Genomic DNA, 18,595 nt, shown 5'->3' with positions numbered 1-18,595 from the left:
GCGGCTCGCGAGACACGAAAGGGCGACGCATTGAATATCCTGCTGCTGGCTGGCGACGGTATCGGTCCGGAAATCATGGTGGAGGCCGAGAAGGTGCTCGCCGCGCTCGCGCTTCCGGTGACGCTCGACCGCGCGCTCGTCGGCGGTGCCGCTTATGAGGCAACCGGCCACCCGCTGCCGTCCGAGACGTTGGCCAAGGCGAAGGCGGCTGATGCACTCCTGTTTGGGGCGGTCGGCGATCCGCGCTTCGACAGTGTCGAACGCCATCTGCGGCCCGAGCAGGCGATTTTGGGGCTGCGCTCCGAACTCGGGCTGTTCGCCAATCTGCGGCCCGCGAAGCTATTCGCGGGGCTGGAAGACAGTTCGGCGCTGCGTCCCGAGGTCGCCTCGGCGATCGACCTGCTGATCGTGCGCGAGCTCAACGGCGACGTCTATTTCGGCGAGAAGGGCACCCGCACCACCGCCAGCGGCGAGCGTGAAGGCTATGACATCATGTCGTACAGCGAGAGCGAAGTGCGGCGCATCGCGCATGTCGCGTTCCGCGCGGCGCAGGGACGCCAGAAGCGGCTCTGCTCGGTCGACAAGGCCAATGTGCTCGAAACCTCGCAGCTGTGGCGCGATGTCGTGATCGAGGTGGCGGCGGAATACCCCGACGTGACGCTGAACCATATGTATGTCGACAATGCCGCGATGCAGCTGGTGCGCAATCCGGGGCAGTTCGACGTCGTCGTCACCGGCAATCTGTTCGGCGACATATTGTCCGACCAGGCGTCGATGTGTGTGGGGTCGATCGGCCTGCTCGCCTCGGCCTCGCTGAGCGAAGGCAAGCAGGGGCTGTACGAGCCGATCCACGGCAGCGCGCCCGATATCGCGGGCAAGGGCGTGGCTAACCCGCTGGCAATGATATTGTCGCTGGCGATGCTGCTGCGCCATTCGGGCGGCGATGAGGCGAGCGCGGCGCGGATCGAGGCGGCGGTGGGACAAGTGCTGGCGGACGGATGCCGCGGCGCCGACCTGGGCGGCAACATGAGCACGACGGCGCTGGGTGATGCGGTCGTGGCGGTTTTGAACGGATAAGGCAGATGAAAAAGACAACGGGTTTCGATCGCGGTACGACGCGCAACTGGCATCCCGCGACGCAGGCGGTGCGCGGCGGCACCTGGCGCAGCGAGCATGGCGAGACGTCGGAGGCGCTGTTCCTGACCTCGGGCTATACCTACGACAGCGCCGAGGAAGTCGCGGCGCGCTTTGCCGGCGAAGCGCAGGGCATGACCTATTCGCGGCTGCAGAATCCGACGGTCGCGATGCTCGAGGAGCGGATCGCGCTGATGGAAGGCGCCGAGGCGTGCCGGACGCAGGCGACCGGGATGGCGGCGATGACCACGGCACTGCTGTGCCAATTGTCGGCGGGCGACCATATCGTCGCGGCGAAGGCGGCGTTCGGGTCGTGCCGCTGGCTGGTCGACCATCTCTGCCCGCGCTTCGGCATCGAGACGACGGTGATCGACGGGCGCGACAATGACGCGTGGGAAAAGGCGATCAAGCCGAACACCAAGGTGTTTTTCTTTGAGACGCCCGCCAATCCGACGATGGACATCGTCGACATGAAGCACGTCTGCGCCGTCGCGAAAGCGCACGGGATCACCAGCGTCGTCGACAATGCGTTCGCGACCGCGGTGCTGCAGCGCCCGATGGATTTCGGCGCCGATGTCGTGGCCTATTCGGCGACCAAGCTGATGGAAGGGCAGGGCCGCGTGCTCGCCGGCGCTGTGTGCGGGACCGAGAAGTTCATCAACGAGGTGCTGCTGCCGTTCCAGCGCAACACCGGGCCGAACCTGTCGCCGTTCAACGCCTGGGTGGTGCTGAAGGGTCTCGAAACGCTCGACCTGCGCGCGCGGCGCCAGTCCGAAAATGCGCTGGCGGTCGGCAAGTCGATCGAAAAGCGGGTGACCAGGATGTTGCACCCCGGACTGGCGAGCCATCCGCAGCATAATCTGGCGATGAGCCAGATGGAGGCGTGCGGGCCGATCTTCTCGTTCGTGCTTGAAGGCCGCGAACAGGCGATGGGATTTCTCAACGCGCTGGAACTGATCGATATTTCGAACAATATCGGCGATTCGCGCAGCCTGTGCTGCCACCCCGCCTCGACCACCCATTATGGCGTCAGCGCCGAGGCGCGCGCGGACATGGGGGTGGTCGAGGGCATGTTGCGGATCAATATCGGGCTGGAGGATCCGCGCGACCTGATCGCCGATCTGGACCGGGCATTGACCAAGGTCGGGCTTTAGGCGATTTTGACAGCGTGACGATGATCGACTCCTTCTTTCCCTATGCGGAAACGACCGGCGCGGTGACGGTGCGGGTGGCGGTCAGCTATCTGCCCGAACAGTCGCACCCGTCGCTGGGGCGCTGGTTCTGGGCCTATCATGTCCGCATCGAAAACCATGGGGACACCGCCGTGCAATTGATCAACCGCCATTGGCGCATCGTCGACGGGCGCGGACAGGTCAGCGAGGTCGAGGGCGAAGGCGTGGTCGGCGAGCAGCCGATCATCCAGCCGGGCGGTGCGTTCGACTATGTTTCGGGATGCCCGTTGCCGACCCCCGAGGGATCGATGATCGGCAGTTACGACATGGAGGGCGCCGACGGCGGACATATGCTGATCGCGATCCCCCAATTCGCCCTGAAGATGCCTGCGACCGCCCCATGAAACGCACCCATTTGCCGCTCAACGCGCTGCGCGTGTTCGATGCAGCGGCCCGCCACCTGAGCTTCACCCGCGCCGCCGACGAGCTGGCGGTGACCCCCGCCGCGGTCGGGCAGCAGATTCGCGCGCTCGAGGATATGCTGGGCGTGGTGCTGTTCCGCCGCACGCCCAAGGGGCTGGAACTGACCGGCGAGGCCGATGCCGGGCTCGACGCGCTGCGCCAGGGGTTCCTGCAGTTCGAGGAATCGGTGCGCGCGATGCAGGCGGGGCAATCGTCGCAGTCGCTGACGATCGCCGCGCCGCGCGACCTGACCGCCAAATGGCTGGCGCCGCGCCTCGCGCGTTACAGCCAGCAGGCGCCCGATGTGCGCTTCACCCTGGTGTCGGCGGACGGCGGGATCGATTTTACCGAAGCGAACCTCGATCTCGCGATCTTCTGGAGCGACGGCACCGGCGATCATGAGGGCGTCGCGCTGGCCGAGGCGATGATGGTGACCGTCGCGGGTCCGGGCAGCGCGAGCGACACGCGGATCGCCTGGCCGGGTTGCCCGGTCGACGACGGCGAACCCGCGCTGCGGCTGGGCGATGCGGGGCTGGCGATCGACGCCGCCGCCAACGGGCTGGGGCAGGCGAACGTCCCCGCGATGCTCGCCGAGGCCGATATCGCCTCGGGCCGCGTGCGGCTGGTGCGCGAGGCCTTTGCCGTGAAGCGCGGTTACTGGCTGGTCGCGCCGACGCCGCAGTGGCGGCAGGCGAAGGTCAAGGCGCTGGTCGCGGCGCTGACCGCTTGATGTAACCTGCGGCGAATCTTTCCCGAACCCGTTGGCAATCGAGACCAACAGGGGAATATCAATGTGGAAATTTGCGGACCGGTTGCCTCCGGTAACCGTCGGCCTTGCGACGCTGCGCTGGTCGCTGGTGCTGATCTTTGCGCTCTTCGGAATAGCGAAATTCGCCGCCTATGAGGCCGAGGGTGTCGCGCAGATCGCCATGGGCTATCCGCTGTTCGCCTGGATGTACCCGTTGATCGGGGGGCAGGGTGCGAGCAATGTCATCGGCGTGATCGAATTGGCCGCGGGCGCGCTAATCGCGCTTGGAGCCTGGTCGCACCGCGCCGGGCTGGTCGGGGCCTTGATGGGTGTCTGCACCTTCCTGATCACGCTCAGCTTTGCCCTCGGCGCTCCTTTGTGGGAGCCGGGCTACGGTTTTCCGTTCATGGGGGCGTTCGCGCAATTTCTGTTCAAGGACGCGGTGCTGCTCGCCGGGTGCGTGACTCTGGCGCTGCATGCCGGGCACGCGTTGCGGGAGCAGGCCGGAGCGGTCGCCTGATTATCTGGCGGCGAGCGCGAGCAGCCGGGTGACCAGCCCGGCGATCGTTTCGGTCGAGACCGCCGCGTCGGGGTTGTTCCAGCTCATCGTGACGACGACCCATTTGCCGTCGGCCTCGCGCTGGCCGAGCAGGCTCATCGACAGCACGCCAAGCTCGGAGCCGCCCTTGTAGCCGAGATAGGACCAGCCCTTCGCCGCGCCGGGGCCGACGCCGTTGTTGATCGCCATTGCTGCCATCGTCGTATCCGACTGGCGCGCGCGCAGGTCGATGAAGGCGCGGGCGATGTCGGTGGGGCTGGCGAACCATTCGAGGCTGTCGATGAAGCGCGGGCCGCCGCTGAAGCTGACGCCGTCGACGTTGGCGAGGGTCAGCCGATCCTTGTTCGTTTCGATGAGTTTGCGCTGCGCCTTGTCGTCGGCGGCGACGAAGGCGGTGCGTTCGGCGGCGAAATTGTCGCCCTTCAGCGCGAAGGCCTCGACCGTGGTCAGGAAGGGGATGTTGCGCGACGGGTCGCTGTGGCCGGTGCCGCGCATCCGCGCCTCGATCTTCTCGCGGCCAAGCAGGTGGATCAGCGTGTCGGTGGCGCCATTGTCGCTGACCGAGATCATCCAGTTGGCAAGCGTCTGGAGCGTCACCGGGGTGTCTTTCGGCCAGTTGGCGGTCGCGCTCGACGAAAAGCTGAAGTGCGACAGCGGCACGACGTCGGACCATTTGCGCTGGCCGGCGGCGACCTGGGCCGCCAGTTCGTCGAGAATGTAGAGCTTGAAGGTCGAGCCGATCGCGAATTGCCGGTCGGGCTGCGTGGCGGCGATGGGCCTGATCGTCGCGCCGTCGAGTTCGGCGACGAGGAAGCCGGTGGCGCCGGGGAGCGCGGCGATCTCGCTTGTTACACGGTCGAAGCTGTCGCCCGCCATGGTGAAGCCGGTGATCCGCAGCCCGGTGACGCGGGCGCCCTCGCCGGCGCCGACTTCGAGCGCGATCGTGCCGACGCCCTTTTCGAAGCGGAGCATCACCGTTCCGGCGCGGCCATTGGCCGATGTGGCGCTGTCGACGGCCACCGGGGCGCCATATTGGGCGATCAGGCTGGCGGTGATCGCCTGGAACTGCGCCTCGGGCACCGCGGTCTGGAAGGACGGGTCGAAATAGTCGGCATAGGCGATGCGCCCGGCGAGCAGGTCGACCAGCTGCGCAGCGCGCTTGTCGAAGGCGGTGGCGGCAGCAGCCGTTTCGGGCGGCTGGGCATAAGATACGGCCGACGGGACGATCAGCGTCGCAGCGAGCAGGGCGGTCAGCATGGGCTTCATTCGGAGTCTCCTGGCGTGGCCGCGCGGTCGATCCGGTCGATCCGGGCGCGGAGCATGGCGGCGGCGCGGTGGTTGAGCAACCAGATGCCGCCGAAAAGCAGCAGCGGAAGCACGAGGAACAGCGTCAGGCCGAGCGCATCGGTCCGGCCGAGCAATATCGCCTCGCCTGCCATGAAGGTCAGCAGGCCGGGAAGCAGCGGCGCGAGATACCAAAGGCCGACCCGCGCCAGCATATGTTCCTCGCGGACCAGCCGGGCGCGGTAAAAGGCCCGAACGTCGGTCGCCTCGGCGTCCGGATCGGGGCGCGAGGTGCGGCGCGCCAGTTGCCAGACGACGACCAGCACGCCGGCGATGACAAGCAGGCTGCCGATCTTGAGCAGCGCGCCGGGCAGGATGATGGCGTAGAGCGAGAAGCCCGCGAGCACGATCGCAGCGGCGATATATTCGCGGCGGTTGCGGCGCTGGACGATATCGCCGAACCGCGCCGCCCGGCGCTTGATCTCGTCGAGCGGCAGCGGGGCGAGGACGGCGTCGCCGCCCTGCCAAAGCCCGTGCAGGCGGGCGTCGTCGGAAAAATCGGTCATACGGCACCTCCTTGCGCGAAGCGGCGCGTGAGCATGGTTTTGAAGCGGTGGATCTTGGTCGTCACGGAGTCGGGCGAAACGCCGGTCACCTCGCCAATCTCGGCGCTTGTTATCCCCTCGAGATAGAGCAGCAATATCTGGCGGTCGGGCGGATCGAGGCGGTCGATGATCGACAGGATCAGCGCCATCGCCCGGTCGCTTTCCGTCGCGTCGAAAGGCGAGGGGGCGTCGGTCGCGAGGTCGACATCCTCGATGCTTGTCCAGCCGCGGGCGTTGCGGCGGCGATGCGCGAGCATGTGCGAGGTCGCACGGTTGTGCGCGACGCGCCAGACCCAGGTGCTCAGCGAACAGCGCCCGTCGAAATTGGCGAAGCTTCGCCACAGCGCGACCTGCATATCCTGTTCGAGATCGCGGCGCAGGTCGGGGTCGGCTTCATAGCCGCGCGCCATGCGGGCGAGCGCCGGGCCGAAGCGCGCCATCGCATCCGTAAAGAGCCTGTCCCGTCCGGCTTCGTCCACGCCGATCTCCCGTCTTTCGTGTCGCATGGCCTTTTAGTCGACCGCGACGGAAATTTCTGACGGGAGGGGTGAAATTTATTTCGTCAGGCGTCGATCGCCGCCTCGTCGAGGGTCGCGGCATTGGCCTGGATGAACTGGAAACGGTGCTCGGGATGCTTGCCCATCAGCCGGTCGACGAGGTCTTTGACCAGATGGCGTTCCTCATATTCCTGCGGCAGCGTGACGCGCAGCATCGAGCGCGTCGCGGGATCCATCGTCGTTTCTTTCAACTGGTTGGGGTTCATTTCTCCCAAGCCCTTGAAGCGGCCGACGTCGACCTTCTTGCCCTTGAACTGCGTCGCTTCGAGTTCGGCGCGGTGCGCATCGTCGCGGGCATAGGCGGTCACATTGCCCGCGGTCAGGCGATAGAGCGGCGGCTGCGCCAGATAGACATGGCCGTTGCGCACGATGTCGGGCATTTCCTGAAAGAAGAAGGTCATCAGCAAGGTCGCGATATGCGCGCCGTCGACGTCGGCGTCGGTCATGATGACGATCTTTTCGTAGCGCAGCCGGTCGGAATCACAGTCCTTGCGCATCCCGCAGCCGAGCGCGAGCGCAAGGTCGGCGATTTCGGTGTTGGCGCGGATCTTGTCGTTGCTGGCGCTCGCGACATTGAGGATCTTGCCGCGGATCGGCAGGATCGCCTGAGTCTTGCGGTTGCGCGCCTGCTTGGCGCTGCCGCCCGCGCTATCGCCTTCGACGATGAACAATTCGGTGCCTTCGGGACCGTCATTGGCGCAGTCGGTAAGCTTGCCCGGCAGGCGGAGCTTACGACCGCTGGTCGCGGTCTTGCGTTTCACTTCGCGCTCGGCCTTGCGCTTCAGGCGCTCGTCCATGCGTTCGAGGATCAGCCCGAGCAGCGCGCGGCCGCGGTCCATATTGTCCGACAGGAAATGGTCGAAATGGTCGCGCACCGCATTTTCGGTGAGGCGCGCCGCTTCGGGGCTCGACAGCCGGTCCTTGGTCTGGCTCTGGAACTGCGGGTCGCGGATGAAGACCGAGAGCATCATCTCGCCGCCGTTGAACACGTCCTCGGCGGTGATCTGCGCTGCCTTCTTCTGCCCGATCAACTCGCCGAAACCGCGCAGCCCTTTGGTCAGCGCCGAGCGCAGCCCGGCTTCGTGGGTGCCGCCGGCGGGGGTCGGGATGGTGTTGCAATACCAGCTGTACGACCCGTCGGACCACAAAGGCCAGGCGATCGCCCATTCGGCGCGGCCCTGATCGCCGGGGAAATCCTGGCGACCGATGAAAGGCTCGGCGGTCGCGCATTCGCGGGTGCCGATCTGTTCCTTCAGATGGTCGGCGAGCCCGCCGGGGAACTGGAACACCGCTTCGGCGGGGGTGTCGTCGCCGATCAGTTCGGGCGCGCATTTCCAGCGAATCTCGACCCCGGCAAACAGATAGGCTTTCGAACGCGCCATGCGATAGAGCCGCTGCGGCTTGAAACGCCCGTGGTCGCCGAAGATTTCAGGGTCGGGGATGAAGGATACGCTGGTGCCGCGCCGGTTGGGGGTGGGGCCGAGTTCTTCGAGCCCGCCCTGCGGCGCACCCCGCGAAAAACGCTGGCGGTACAGCAATTTGTTGCGCGCGACCTCGATCACCGTGTCGGCCGACAGCGCGTTGACGACGCTGACCCCGACGCCGTGCAGGCCGCCGGACGTGGCATAGGCCTTGCCCTCGAACTTGCCGCCCGAGTGGAGCATGGTCATGATGACCTCGAGCGCCGACTTGCCGGGGAATTTGGGGTGCGGATCGACGGGCATGCCGCGGCCGTTGTCGACCACGGTCAGGCGATTGCCGGCGTCGAGCGTGACTTCGATGCGGTTGGCATGGCCGGCGACCGCCTCGTCCATGCTGTTGTCGATCACTTCGGCGGCGAGATGGTGGAGCGCGCGTTCGTCGGTGCCGCCAATGTACATGCCGGGGCGGCGGCGCACGGGTTCGAGCCCTTCGAGCACCTCGATCTGCGAGGCGTTGTAGCTGTCGGTGGCGGGCGTGTTGCCGTCGAACAAATCGTGACTCATGGCCCCGCTATAGGAGGGCGCGAAGGGCGCTGGCAAGGGCGGTTGTCGCGCCGTTCGGCCATCGCCCGACGCACTCGCTTCGTCCGATTTTCGGCAGCATGAGGAACTTCGGAGGGAAGGAGAAGGTTTCTCCGTCGACGCAAAGTCATTCAAAAAGCGGAGCAAAAAATGAAAACCCTCTCTCTCCTCGCCGCCACGGCGGCCGTGGCGGCAATGGCGACCCCGGCGTTCGCTCAAAGCGGTCGCGACACCTCGCAGGATTTCAACGGTCCCTATGTCGGCGTCACCGGCGGTTATACCGTTCAGCCGAACGATGGTCGCGAAACCTTCGTCTTCGACACCAACCAGGACGGCACCTATGGTGAAAACGTCAATACGTCGGGCGGAGCCAACGCCTTTTCGCCCGGATTCTGCGGCGGCTCGCCGACCGGCACGGCAAACGGCAATTGCCGGAACGACAAGGACGGTTTCGAATATTTCGGCAAGCTTGGTTATGACCGGCGCATGGGCAATATCGTGATCGGTGCGGTCCTCGAAGGTGGGCGTAGCGAAGCCAAGGACAGCGTGTCGGGCTTCTCGACGACCCCCGCTGCCTATCGCTTCTCGCGCTCGGCCGACTATCAGGCCAATGCGCGGCTGCGTGCCGGCTATACCCCCGGCGGCGGCGTGCTGTTCTATGCGACCGGCGGCGGCGCCTATGCCAAGCTCGACAATCGCTTTTCGACGACGAACAGCGTGAACAGCTTCGCCGACAACGGCCGCACCAACGGTTGGGGCTATGTCGCGGGCGGCGGTGCCGAGGCGATGCTGACCAAGAATGTCTCGCTCGGCCTCGAATATCTCTACACCGACATCCAGGACGATGATTTTGTCGTCAATGTCGGGCCGGGAACCGCGGCGGCGACCAATCCGTTCCTGCAGAACGGTCCGGGTACCGACATCAAGCGCAGCGACGACCATTTCCGGACGCATAGCGTGCGTGCGAGTTTGAACTTCCGCTTCTAAACGGTTGGTACCTGCGGAAGATTTAAAGGAAGGCGCCGGACCTGCGACAGGTTCGGCGCCTTTTTACGATCGGGCGCCAGGCGCCGGAAAAATCGCGAAGCTGCCGTTGGCGCTGCTGACCAGGCGCTCGTCCTGGTAGAGGCGCGCTTCGATGTTGGCGATGCGCTTGCCGCGGTGCAGCACCGAAGCCTCGCAGGTCAGCCTGCCTTCGCCGACCCGAACATGATAGTTGAACTTGATCTCGAGCGTCGCACACCAATAATCGTCGGGCAGGAGGCTGGTCAGCGCTCCGCCCATCGCCGAATCCGCGAGACTATAGGCGACGCCGCCGTGCGCCGCGCGTTGCGGGCTGAAATGCTGCTTTGCATTGATGTCGATCGCCATCGTGCAGCGCCCGTCGCCGCGCTCGATCATTTTCATGCCGAGCGCGCGCGCGAAATCGAAATCCTGCTCGAACGGCCTCAACGGACGCCCCTCAACGGACCCGGGGGCCTCCGAACGGCGGCGGCGGCGGCGGGCGGCGGGTGCCGCGCGGCAGCTGCGCCTGATAGGCGCGGCCGCAATGCTCGACGCAATAGGGGAAGCCCGGGTTCACGGCGACGCCGCAGAAATGGAAGTCGGGTTCGCCCGGGTGCCCCATCGGCCAGCGGCAGATGCGGTCGTTGAGGTCGAGCAACGTGGTCTTGCCGGCGATCTCGGGGCTCGGCTTCGCGGGCACCAGACGGCGCGGCGGCGCGGGCGGAATCGGCGCCTGCTGGTCGCCGGGACCCTGGCGGATGAAGCCGCCGGGGCCAATCGAGACGATACGCGGTGCGTCGGGCTTGCGCGGTGCGGCGTCGACGCCGCTTTCGTCATCCGACTCCGTTTGGGGGGCGGGCTGCGGTTCGGGGCGCACGGGCGCGACCGGGCGCACGGGAGCCGGCGCCGCGGCGCGCGGCGCGGGCGGCGGTGCCGCAGGCTTGGGAGCCACCGGTGCGGCGACCTTTGCCGGCTTTGCCTTTTCGGTCGCCTTCACCGGCGAAGGGCGCGATTTCAGGCCCAGGCGATGCGCCTTGCCGATCACCGCGTTGCGGCTGACGCCGCCGAGTTCGTCGGCGATCTGGCTGGCGGTCAGCCCCTTTTCCCACATGTTGCGCAGGCTCTCGATGCGCTCGTCGGTCCAAGACATTCTTCAAATCCTTATCATTCCGCCGTGCGGGCGGTCCGGCGGTCCCCTGCGGAACGCGGCCGTCGTTGCCCAGCTTGCGGGAAAGTCGGGGAGGCGATAGGCGAGAACGCCATGAACGACCAGCCCCAAATTTCGCGCCCCGACTCGGGCACCATGTCGGGAGAATTCGCCGCGACCCCGCGCTTTGCGGAACCCGGCGTGCCGCATATCCGGACGCTCAACGTGCCCGGCATGCAGGCCCTATATGTCAAAGAGGTGCGGCGCTTTTTCAAGGTGCAGCTGCAAACAATCTGGGCGCCGGCGATCACCACGCTTCTTTTTCTGGTGATATTCACCGTCGCGCTGGGCGGGGCGGGGCGCACCGTCATCGGCGTGCCCTTCGCCGATTTCGTCGCGCCGGGGCTGATCATGATGGCGATGTTGCAGAACAGCTTTGCCAATAGCTCCTTTTCGCTGCTCGTCGGCAAGATCCAGGGGACGATCGTCGACTATCTGATGCCGCCGCTCGCGGTCGGCGAATTGATCATCGCGCTGATCGGCGCGGCGGTGACGCGGGCGATCCTGGTCGGATGCGCGCTGTGGCTCGCGATGCTGCTGTGGCCGAACGTCCATGTCGTGCCCGACCATTTGTGGGCGGTCGCGGTGTTCGGCGTCCTGGGGGCTTCGATGCTCGGCTTCCTCGGCCTGATCACTTCGGTGTGGGCCGAGAAGTTCGACCATGCCGCCGCGGTGACCAATTTTGTCGTCACCCCGCTCGCGCTGCTCTCTGGCACTTTCTATGCGATCGACCGACTGGCGCCGGCCTTTCAGTCGGTCCCGCATGCGAACCCGGTCTATTATGCGATCATGGGGTTCCGCTACGGGTTCATCGGCACCGTCGATTCGACGATCACGAACCCGGTGCTGACCGCGATCCTCGTGCTCGTCGGGGTCAATGTCGCGCTGGGCGTGGTGACCTATCGCCTGCTGGCGTCGGGCTGGAAGCTGAAGGCGTAACCGCCTGCCTCAGTGGCGGTGGATCGCGCGGAGGCGATAGCCGCCCTGGTCGAGCCATTCGAACATCGCGTCGATCTGCGGATGGTCGACCGGACCATGCTCGCCGTCGGCGACGAGATTCTGCTGGCTGACATAGGCGATATAGGACGAATCCTCGTTTTCGGCGAGCAGGTGGTAGAAGGGCTGCTCCTTCGCCGGGCGCATGCCCTCGGGAATCGCGTCATACCATTCGTCGCTGTTCGAAAAGACGGGGTCGATGTCGAAGACGACGCCGCGGAAATCGAACAGGCGGTGACGCACGATATCGCCCGGCGCGAAGCGCGCGCGCTCGATCAGCGGGGCGACGACGGCCTTCGGGGCGCTGGCAGGGAATTCCATGGGAGATTCGGACATCATCGCCTCTATCTATGGCTATTCCCTCTTGTTTCAAGCCCGTTACACTTGGCCTGCCGAATCCCGGCTGTGACGACCGTTACAGAGGCGTCGGCAAGTTGAGCTACTTTGCTCCCGGGACGCGTACCCGGACCCGTTCGGGTTTCGGGGCCGTCCCTGGCAACCAGGGAAAGGCATAGTATGAACGAAACACCTTTTGGCGAACCCATCCCCCCCGGCACGCCGGCCGCGGGAATCGTCCAGCGTGCCAAGGACATCATCCTGAAGCCGAGCGAGACCTGGGCCGCGATCGACACCGAGCCGGCGACCACCCAGTCGATCTATATGCCCTATGTGCTGGTCCTCGCCGCGATCGGTCCGGTCGCGCAGTTCATCGGCGGACAGGTGTTCGGCATCAGCATTTTGGGCATGACCTTTCGCCCGCCGCTCGTCGGCGCGCTGGTGTCGTCCATCCTGTCCTATGGCATGACGCTCGCGACCACCTTCGTGCTGGCGCTGATCATCGACGGGCTGGCGCCCAACTTCGGTGGGCAGAAGAACCAGATCCAGGCGTTGAAGGTTGCGGCTTATTCGGCCACGGCCGCCTGGCTCGCCGGAATCTTCGGCATTGTGCCGTCGCTGGCGGTCCTGGGGATCGTGGGGCTTTACAGCCTGTATCTGCTCTATCTGGGCCTGCCGATCCTGATGAAGGTGCCGCAGGACAAGGCGGTCGGCTATACGGTCGTCGTGGTGATCGCCGCGATCGCGCTGTTCCTGGTGGTCGGGCTGGTCGTCGGGCTGATCGCCGCGCCGCTCATCGCCCCGACGATCGTCGCACCAACGCTCTGAAGCCCCGCGGCCGCTCCGAAGATCCTTCGAAGCGGCCCGCGGCCTCGCCGTTGGTCGATAACGGGAAAATGGAGGAGAGTGAGGGATTCGAACCCTCGGTACCGTTGCCGGCACTTCGCATTTCGAGTGCGACGCTTTCGACCACTCAGCCAACTCTCCTCGCTGAGGCAGACGCCCCTAGCGACGGCGCGATGATGTTGCAACCCCCCTGCGGCAAGCAAAGCGTGCCTCGGCGACAAGAGTCCGCGAAAAGAGCGAGATAGCGCGTCCCCGTCCGTTTCTGCTCGCATGGTTAAGCGCTTGCTAGCCATGTCCGATCCTGTCATGTTCGCGCCGGGGAGACCGCCGCTTCACCGAAGTCGGCGAATCTTCGTGCGCGATCGGGAAGGGGCGGCACGAAAGGCACCGCTTTTCCGGATCGATCGCAGCATTTGGGTGGGACTTGTTCCGATCGCGCGGCCTTGAGCCGACAGGCGACCGGGCGATCATTGGGGGTATTTATGACCAGATATACTATACGCGCGCTGTGGGCGGCGTTTGCGGTGCTGTTGGCCATTCCGCTGGCGACGCCGGCCTCGGCACAGGCGACGCGAACCTGGGTTTCGGGGGTCGGCGACGACGTCAATCCGTGCAGCCGGACCGCGCCGTGCCGCACTTTCGCAGGCTCGATTTCGAAGACCGCAGCGGGCGGCGAGATCAATTGCCTCGACCCCGCCAGCTTTGGCACGGTGACGATCACCAAGTCGATCAAGCTGCTCTGCGACAATGTCGATGCAACGATCATCGCCAGCGGTACCAATGGCATCACGATCGCCGCCGGCGCGTCCGACAATGTCGTGATCAGCGGCATCAACATCGATGGGATCAACACGGGAACCAACGGCGTGCGCATCAATAGCGCGGCCAATGTGCACCTGCGCAATATGACGATTCGCGGTTTCCGTGGCGCGACGAGCTATGGCGTCACCTTCACGCCGACCACCGCCACGACCTCGCTGGTCATCGACAATGTCACGCTGGTCAAGAACGGCGTCGGCAACGGGTCGGGCGGCATCCTGGTGCAGCCGGGGAACAATGTCGCCGCGAAGGTCGCGATCAACAATCTCCGGGCCAGCGACATCGCCGGCACGGCGGTGCGTTTCGACACGACCGGTTTTACCGGCGTGACGGTGAAGGCCACGCTGACGAACAGCGTGTTCACCGACTCGGCCAGCGCGATCTTCGCGAAGGTTCCGACCGGCAATGTCGTCGATGCGGTGATCAGCAAGAATGTGATCAGCGGCGGCCAGAACGGCATCGTCGCGCAGGACGTCGGCGCAAGCCTTTATGCCAGCGGCAACCTGATTTCGCAGAACAGCGCCTTTGGCGTGCGTTCGGTCAGCGGCGGCGCGATGGTCAGCCTCGGCGACAATGAGGTGATCAACAACGGCAACAACGGCGCGTTCACCGCGACCGTCGGCAAGCAATAATCTCCGGCGCGCCGCCCGCGGGGGTGGTGCGCTTTGGGTACAGATTTGGGGAAACGATCATGAGACATTCCATCAAAGCGCTGATTTACGCGTCCGCCGCCGTTGCCGGCACGATGGCCTTTGCCGCACCGGCATCGGCGCAGGCCACGAAAACCTGGATTTCGGGCGTAGGCGACGACGCCAACCCGTGCAGCCGTACCGCGCCGTGCAAGACCTTTGCCGGGGCGATTTCGAAGACCGCCGCCAGCGGCGAGATCAGCTGCCTCGATCCGGGCGGCTTTGGCGCGGTGACGATCACCAAGGCGATCACCATCGAATGCGACACGACGACCGCCGCCATCTTGGTTTCCGCCGGCAACGGCATCAACGTCAATGCCGGCGTGAGCGACATTGTCATCATCAGCGGCATCGATTTCGAAGGCTTCGGCCAGGGCGGACGCGCGGTGAACATCCTCCAGGCTGGCGGGGTGGTTGTGCGCAATTCGACCGTTCGCGGGTTCCGTGGGGGCGCCACCGGCAATGCGATCAATTTCGCCCCGGCCAATGCGGGAAGCTCGTTGACCGTCGAGAATGTGACGATGACGGCCAATAATGGCGGAATCGTCGTAGTTCCCGCGAATGGCGGCCTTGCGACGGTTTCGGTGAACAATGTCCGGATCACCGGCAACACCGATTCGGGCGTGTTCATCCAGCCGGTCAACGCAGGCACCACCGTCAAGGCGACGGTGTCCAACAGCCTGCTCGCCGATACCGGCACTGCGCTTGCAGCAACGACGTCGGGCAATTCGATCCAGTTGCTGGTCAAGGACAATGTCATCACCGGCAACAGCAATGGCGTGGTGGTTGCCGGCAGCAGCCTGTCGTCGCAGCTCGTCGGCAACCGCATCGCGGGCAACGGAATCGCCATCGCGGCCGCGAGCGGCGCCAATCTGCAATCCTATGGCGACAATGTCATCGTCGCCAACACGACGAACGGCAGTTTCACTGGCTCGGTCGTGAAGCAGTAACGGCGCGATCGGCAGAAAATCGGGGCGTCCGGCGAAAGCCGGGCGCCCTTTTTCGTGTGCGTCAGACATCGCGGGATTGTTGCGATCAGTTTTTCGCTCTCGATTGCAGGGCATTAACCCCGCGTTGTCCGGTTATGGCTACGATCGTGGCCGGCGACGGCTCGAGGGGAAGAACATGCCGGAATATTTTATGCGGGCATCGCTCGCCGCGTGCGCATCGCTGTTGGCGTTGCCGTTCGCGACGCCGGCAGCGGCGCAGGCAACGCGGACATGGGTGTCGGGAGTTGGCGATGACGTCAACCCTTGCAGCCGCGCTGCGCCGTGCAAGACCTTTGCCGGGGCGGTTTCCAAGACTGCATGGGGCGGCGAGATCAACTGTCTCGACGGGGGCGGCTTTGGTGCGGTGACCATCACCAAAAGCATCGCAATCATATGTGACGACACATTCAATGGTGTGCTGGTGACGGGGGCGAATGCGATCACCGTGAACGCGGCCGACTATGATGTCGTTTTCTTAAGCGGCTTTGACTTTGAGGGTTTTGGAACGGGGGTCAACGCCGTTCGGTTCTTGGGCGGTGGCGGGCTGCTCATCCGCAATTCGACGATCCGCAACTTCCGCGGAACCAATGGGTTCGGGATCAATTTCACACCAACCTTACCCGCCGCCCGGTTGGTGCTCGACGATGTTACCATTGTCGGCAACGGCGCGTCGAGCGGCGTGACGGGAGGGGTAATGATCCAGCCGGCAGTGAATGCCTCCGCCTCCTTCACCATTGTCAACAGCCGGGTGACCGACAATAATCGGGGCGGTATTCGCGTCGATGCTTCCGCTGACGGCGCGAGCGTCAAGGGGATGATTTCAAGCAGTGTCGTCTCCGGCAACCAGATTGGCCTTTATGTTCGGTCGGTAACTGGCGGCGGTAACGCAAATGTTGCGCTGATCGATACGGTCGTCAACGGTAACAGCAGCAGCGGTGTGCTGTCCGAGAGCGGTGCCGCCACAGTCAGCGCCAGTCGAAGCACGATCACTGACAATGGCAACGGTGTTCGGGCAATGACGGGAGGAAACATCGTTAGCTTTGGCGACAACGTCGTGGCCGGTAACAACAATAATGGCGTTTTTACTGTCGTGGTACCAAAACAGTGAGAAGGTCCGCGTCGATCCACAATGCGCAACAGGCAGGTTTTCCGGGGGCGATGGCGTGATGCGATATTTGAACCACACAGTGATGGCGTCTGCACTTGCAGCGGCCATGGGCTTTGCGGTGCCCGCATCGGCGCAGGCGACGCGCACCTGGGTGTCCGGAGTTGGAGACGATCTCAATCCTTGCAGCCGCACGGCGCCCTGCCAAACCTTTGCGGGTGCCATCGTCAAAACGGCGTCCGGGGGAGAGATCAACTGTCTCGATGCCGGGCTGTACGGCATGGTGACGATCACCAAGTCGATCTCGATCATTTGCGAAGGCCAGACTGGTAAGATACAGCCAGAGCTAACATACGAAAATCGCTTCGGCGCGATAGTCGTGGAAGCTGGCCCAGATGATAAGGTATTTCTCAGCGGGCTTGATATCCGCGGAGGAAACTGGGCCGGTCAAGGCGGGATAGCGTTCCTATCGGGCAAGGAGCTTCATGTCCGAAATTCAACCTTCCACAATCTGGGCAGTTGCGCGATCGGAGTCAGCGACGCTGGTTCGGTTCTTCTGGAAGATATAACTTCGAGCGCCAATTTTTGCGGTTTGGGTCTTCATAGAAGCTCCGCGGGGACGTTGAACTTTACGGCCAGAAATATCCGTATAACGGATAGCTTGCGGTCAGGAATTACCGTCGGCACGTCTTCGTCCACGGCGTCGGTGAAAGGCGTGGTGTCGGAGAGTCTGATTGCCACAACGACTGACGACAGCTGGGGCTTTGACAACCACGGAATAACGGCAAATGCGTCGAGCGGACAGATACATCTGACGATCGAAAACAGCATCATCAAGGACCAAAAGATCGGAGCGATCGATGCGCGGGGGGCCGGTGCCATCCTCGGCGTGAGGGGCAGCGTTATCGCGCACAACATGCTCGGCGTTTCCTCGCAAGGCGGTGCCAGGGTGTCGAGCTACGGCGACAATATTCTGCTCGATAATGTGTCAAACGGCAGTTTCACCAATAGCGCTACCAAGAAATAGCTAGCGTCGGACGCTCAACGGATCGCCAATCGTGGGAAGCCTTCCGGCGGTCAGACGTCGCGCAGTTTGACTTCCGCTATGTGGCGCTTGCCGCCGCTGCGCCCGAGCTGGACGAAGACATCGACGGTCGAGCGCACATAATGATGAACGTCGGCGCGGTCGAGGCGACTTCCCGATTGCAGCACCAGGAGCGTCAATTGCTCGATCGCGCGTTCGGGGCTGTCGGCGTGGATCGTCGTCATCGAACCCGGATGGCCGCTGTTGACCGCGCGCAGGAACGAGAAGGCCTCGACGCCGCGCAGTTCGCCGAGGATGATGCGGTCGGGGCGCAGGCGCAGCGAGGCGCTGAGCAGGTCCTCCGCGGTCGTATGCGTCTCACCGAGCGCGCTGCGGGCGGCGAGCAGGCCGACGGCGTTGGGATGGTGGATGGTGATTTCGGGCGTGTCCTCGATCAGGATCAGCCGTTCGCTTGTCGACACTTCGCGCAGCAGCGCGTTGAGGAAGGTCGTTTTTCCCGACGAGGTTCCGCCCGAGATCAGGACATTCTTGCGGTTCTGCACCGCGGCGCGGAGCAGTGCGGGAATGTCGCCGGCGTCGAGCAGGTCGTGCAATTTGCGGTCGAGGTCGCTGGCCTCGCCAAGCCGCCCCGCCCTGGTCGCGGCAAAGGCGCCGCTGTCGGCATAGTCCTCGAGCCGAAGGTCGGGTGAGACATGTTTGCGGATCGCCAGCACCATGCCGCCACGCGTCGCCGGCGGTGCGACGATCTGGACGCGCGCGCCGTCGGGCATCGTGGCGGACAGCAGCGGATGCTCGCGGTTGATCCCCTGATGCGACAGCGCCGCGATCTGGCGTGCGAGCCGTTCGAGCACCTGTTCGGTCAGCGCCGGGATGTCGTGGGTTTCGATCCTGCCGGTCAGCGATTCCGCCCAGGCCTCGCCCGGGCGATTGACGTAGATGTCGGTGACGTCATCGCGGCCGAGCAGGGGCGCGAGCGGCGCGAGGTAGCTGCGAAAATAGACGCGGTCGTCCGGCAGGGCCGCGACATTGCTCAT

Annotated in this window: 20 protein-coding genes and 1 tRNA gene; 12 read left to right on the top strand and 9 right to left on the bottom strand. The window is 64.7% G+C overall.

What is annotated here, in order from left to right; genetic code table 11:
• The first annotated feature begins 30 nt into the window (after positions 1-30).
• From leuB to ASD67_RS22175, 5 genes are all read left to right on the top strand, one after another.
• Positions 31-1,077: a 3-isopropylmalate dehydrogenase gene (gene leuB, locus ASD67_RS22195; RefSeq protein WP_056351809.1), complete on the top strand. Its 1,047-nt coding sequence runs from the start codon at positions 31-33 to the stop codon at positions 1,075-1,077.
• Positions 1,078-1,082: 5 nt separating this feature from the next.
• Entirely contained in the window at positions 1,083-2,288 is a 1,206-nt protein-coding gene (locus ASD67_RS22190) for a trans-sulfuration enzyme family protein (RefSeq protein ID WP_056351808.1), read from the top strand.
• Between the two features lie 20 nt (positions 2,289-2,308).
• Positions 2,309-2,710 (top strand): Co2+/Mg2+ efflux protein ApaG, encoded by a 402-nt coding sequence (gene apaG / locus ASD67_RS22185; protein WP_187141451.1) that lies wholly within the window; start codon positions 2,309-2,311, stop codon positions 2,708-2,710.
• Positions 2,707-3,498, top strand: a complete 792-nt coding sequence (locus ASD67_RS22180) for a LysR family transcriptional regulator (RefSeq protein ID WP_056351805.1) — start codon at positions 2,707-2,709, stop codon at positions 3,496-3,498. Before apaG ends, ASD67_RS22180 begins: the two co-directional genes overlap by 4 nt.
• 61 nt (positions 3,499-3,559) lie before the next feature.
• A complete protein-coding gene (locus ASD67_RS22175; protein ID WP_056351800.1) occupies positions 3,560-4,036 on the top strand; it encodes a DUF417 family protein in 477 nt (158 codons plus the stop codon).
• Here ASD67_RS22175 and ASD67_RS22170 read toward each other — a convergent pair whose 3' ends face one another.
• From ASD67_RS22170 to parE, 4 genes are all read right to left on the bottom strand, one after another.
• A complete protein-coding gene (locus ASD67_RS22170) occupies positions 4,037-5,341 on the bottom strand; it encodes a serine hydrolase (protein ID WP_056351796.1) in 1,305 nt (434 codons plus the stop codon).
• Entirely contained in the window at positions 5,338-5,925 is a 588-nt protein-coding gene (locus tag ASD67_RS22165; protein WP_056351792.1) for a hypothetical protein, read from the bottom strand. The genes ASD67_RS22170 and ASD67_RS22165 overlap by 4 nt, the downstream gene beginning before the upstream one ends.
• On the bottom strand, positions 5,922-6,443 hold the full coding sequence (locus ASD67_RS22160) for an RNA polymerase sigma factor (RefSeq protein ID WP_200938084.1): 522 nt from the start codon (positions 6,441-6,443) through the stop codon (positions 5,922-5,924). Before ASD67_RS22160 ends, ASD67_RS22165 begins: the two co-directional genes overlap by 4 nt.
• A gap of 83 nt (positions 6,444-6,526) precedes the next feature.
• Positions 6,527-8,506 carry a DNA topoisomerase IV subunit B gene (parE, locus tag ASD67_RS22155; RefSeq protein WP_056351787.1) on the bottom strand — a complete coding sequence of 660 codons (1,980 nt, stop codon included), beginning with the start codon at positions 8,504-8,506 and terminating at the stop codon, positions 6,527-6,529.
• 168 nt (positions 8,507-8,674) lie between these two features.
• Between parE and ASD67_RS22150 the strand changes: the two genes are divergently transcribed.
• Entirely contained in the window at positions 8,675-9,511 is an 837-nt protein-coding gene (locus ASD67_RS22150) for an outer membrane protein (RefSeq protein WP_056351783.1), read from the top strand.
• Positions 9,512-9,574: 63 nt separating this feature from the next.
• Here ASD67_RS22150 and ASD67_RS22145 read toward each other — a convergent pair whose 3' ends face one another.
• The gene (locus ASD67_RS22145) at positions 9,575-9,976 is read right to left on the bottom strand and encodes a PaaI family thioesterase (RefSeq protein ID WP_056351780.1); all 402 of its coding nucleotides are present in this window, start codon (positions 9,974-9,976) and stop codon (positions 9,575-9,577) included.
• Positions 9,977-9,986: 10 nt separating this feature from the next.
• Positions 9,987-10,679, bottom strand: a complete 693-nt coding sequence (locus ASD67_RS22140; protein ID WP_056351777.1) for a GcrA family cell cycle regulator — start codon at positions 10,677-10,679, stop codon at positions 9,987-9,989.
• Positions 10,680-10,790: 111 nt separating this feature from the next.
• On the opposite strand from ASD67_RS22140, the gene ASD67_RS22135 reads away from it, so the two are divergent.
• Complete coding sequence (locus tag ASD67_RS22135) at positions 10,791-11,675, top strand: ABC transporter permease (protein WP_056351774.1); 885 nt, start codon at positions 10,791-10,793, stop codon at positions 11,673-11,675.
• Positions 11,676-11,684: 9 nt separating this feature from the next.
• On the opposite strand, the gene hspQ is transcribed toward ASD67_RS22135, so the two are convergent.
• Positions 11,685-12,068 (bottom strand): heat shock protein HspQ, encoded by a 384-nt coding sequence (gene hspQ, locus ASD67_RS22130; protein WP_082545292.1) that lies wholly within the window; start codon positions 12,066-12,068, stop codon positions 11,685-11,687.
• Positions 12,069-12,248: 180 nt separating this feature from the next.
• Between hspQ and ASD67_RS22125 the strand changes: the two genes are divergently transcribed.
• Positions 12,249-12,896, top strand: a complete 648-nt coding sequence (locus tag ASD67_RS22125; protein ID WP_056351769.1) for a Yip1 family protein — start codon at positions 12,249-12,251, stop codon at positions 12,894-12,896.
• A 69-nt stretch (positions 12,897-12,965) separates the two neighbouring features.
• Here the strand turns inward: ASD67_RS22125 and ASD67_RS22120 are convergent.
• Positions 12,966-13,055: transfer RNA gene (locus ASD67_RS22120), tRNA-Ser, on the bottom strand.
• Positions 13,056-13,396: 341 nt separating this feature from the next.
• Here ASD67_RS22120 and ASD67_RS22115 point away from each other — a divergent pair.
• The 4 genes from ASD67_RS22115 to ASD67_RS22100 all read left to right on the top strand — a co-directional run bounded on the left by ASD67_RS22115 (position 13,397) and on the right by ASD67_RS22100 (position 17,543).
• Positions 13,397-14,365, top strand: a complete 969-nt coding sequence (locus tag ASD67_RS22115) for a hypothetical protein (protein WP_056351765.1) — start codon at positions 13,397-13,399, stop codon at positions 14,363-14,365.
• 59 nt (positions 14,366-14,424) lie between these two features.
• Complete coding sequence (locus ASD67_RS22110) at positions 14,425-15,372, top strand: NosD domain-containing protein (RefSeq protein ID WP_056351761.1); 948 nt, start codon at positions 14,425-14,427, stop codon at positions 15,370-15,372.
• A gap of 175 nt (positions 15,373-15,547) precedes the next feature.
• A complete protein-coding gene (locus tag ASD67_RS22105) occupies positions 15,548-16,519 on the top strand; it encodes a right-handed parallel beta-helix repeat-containing protein (RefSeq protein ID WP_056351758.1) in 972 nt (323 codons plus the stop codon).
• Entirely contained in the window at positions 16,485-17,543 is a 1,059-nt protein-coding gene (locus ASD67_RS22100) for a right-handed parallel beta-helix repeat-containing protein (RefSeq protein ID WP_200938083.1), read from the top strand. Before ASD67_RS22105 ends, ASD67_RS22100 begins: the two co-directional genes overlap by 35 nt.
• 50 nt (positions 17,544-17,593) lie before the next feature.
• On the opposite strand, the gene virB11 is transcribed toward ASD67_RS22100, so the two are convergent.
• Positions 17,594-18,595 (bottom strand): P-type DNA transfer ATPase VirB11, encoded by a 1,002-nt coding sequence (virB11, locus tag ASD67_RS22095; protein ID WP_056351750.1) that lies wholly within the window; start codon positions 18,593-18,595, stop codon positions 17,594-17,596.

The organism is Sphingopyxis sp. Root1497, from assembly GCF_001427085.1.
GTDB lineage: Bacteria > Pseudomonadota > Alphaproteobacteria > Sphingomonadales > Sphingomonadaceae > Sphingopyxis.
Note: the sequence above shows the minus strand (reverse complement) of the source record. Positions and strands in the feature narration are given on the sequence as shown.

Bases quoted from the DNA above. Each gene is read 5' to 3' on its own strand.
- ASD67_RS22190 (WP_056351808.1), top strand. From the start codon at position 1,083: ATGAAAAAGACAACGGGTTTCGATCGCGGTACGACGCGCAACTGGCAT.
- apaG (WP_187141451.1), top strand. From the start codon at position 2,309: ATGATCGACTCCTTCTTTCCCTATGCGGAAACGACCGGCGCGGTGACG.
- ASD67_RS22180 (WP_056351805.1), top strand. From the start codon at position 2,707: ATGAAACGCACCCATTTGCCGCTCAACGCGCTGCGCGTGTTCGATGCA.
- ASD67_RS22175 (WP_056351800.1), top strand. From the start codon at position 3,560: ATGTGGAAATTTGCGGACCGGTTGCCTCCGGTAACCGTCGGCCTTGCG.
- ASD67_RS22170 (WP_056351796.1), bottom strand. From the start codon at position 5,341: ATGAAGCCCATGCTGACCGCCCTGCTCGCTGCGACGCTGATCGTCCCG.
- ASD67_RS22165 (WP_056351792.1), bottom strand. From the start codon at position 5,925: ATGACCGATTTTTCCGACGACGCCCGCCTGCACGGGCTTTGGCAGGGC.
- parE (WP_056351787.1), bottom strand. From the start codon at position 8,506: ATGAGTCACGATTTGTTCGACGGCAACACGCCCGCCACCGACAGCTAC.
- ASD67_RS22150 (WP_056351783.1), top strand. From the start codon at position 8,675: ATGAAAACCCTCTCTCTCCTCGCCGCCACGGCGGCCGTGGCGGCAATG.
- ASD67_RS22140 (WP_056351777.1), bottom strand. From the start codon at position 10,679: ATGTCTTGGACCGACGAGCGCATCGAGAGCCTGCGCAACATGTGGGAA.
- ASD67_RS22135 (WP_056351774.1), top strand. From the start codon at position 10,791: ATGAACGACCAGCCCCAAATTTCGCGCCCCGACTCGGGCACCATGTCG.
- hspQ (WP_082545292.1), bottom strand. From the start codon at position 12,068: ATGTCCGAATCTCCCATGGAATTCCCTGCCAGCGCCCCGAAGGCCGTC.
- ASD67_RS22125 (WP_056351769.1), top strand. From the start codon at position 12,249: ATGAACGAAACACCTTTTGGCGAACCCATCCCCCCCGGCACGCCGGCC.
- ASD67_RS22115 (WP_056351765.1), top strand. From the start codon at position 13,397: ATGACCAGATATACTATACGCGCGCTGTGGGCGGCGTTTGCGGTGCTG.
- ASD67_RS22110 (WP_056351761.1), top strand. From the start codon at position 14,425: ATGAGACATTCCATCAAAGCGCTGATTTACGCGTCCGCCGCCGTTGCC.
- ASD67_RS22105 (WP_056351758.1), top strand. From the start codon at position 15,548: ATGCCGGAATATTTTATGCGGGCATCGCTCGCCGCGTGCGCATCGCTG.
- ASD67_RS22100 (WP_200938083.1), top strand. From the start codon at position 16,485: ATGGCGTTTTTACTGTCGTGGTACCAAAACAGTGAGAAGGTCCGCGTC.
- virB11 (WP_056351750.1), bottom strand. From the start codon at position 18,595: ATGAGCAATGTCGCGGCCCTGCCGGACGACCGCGTCTATTTTCGCAGC.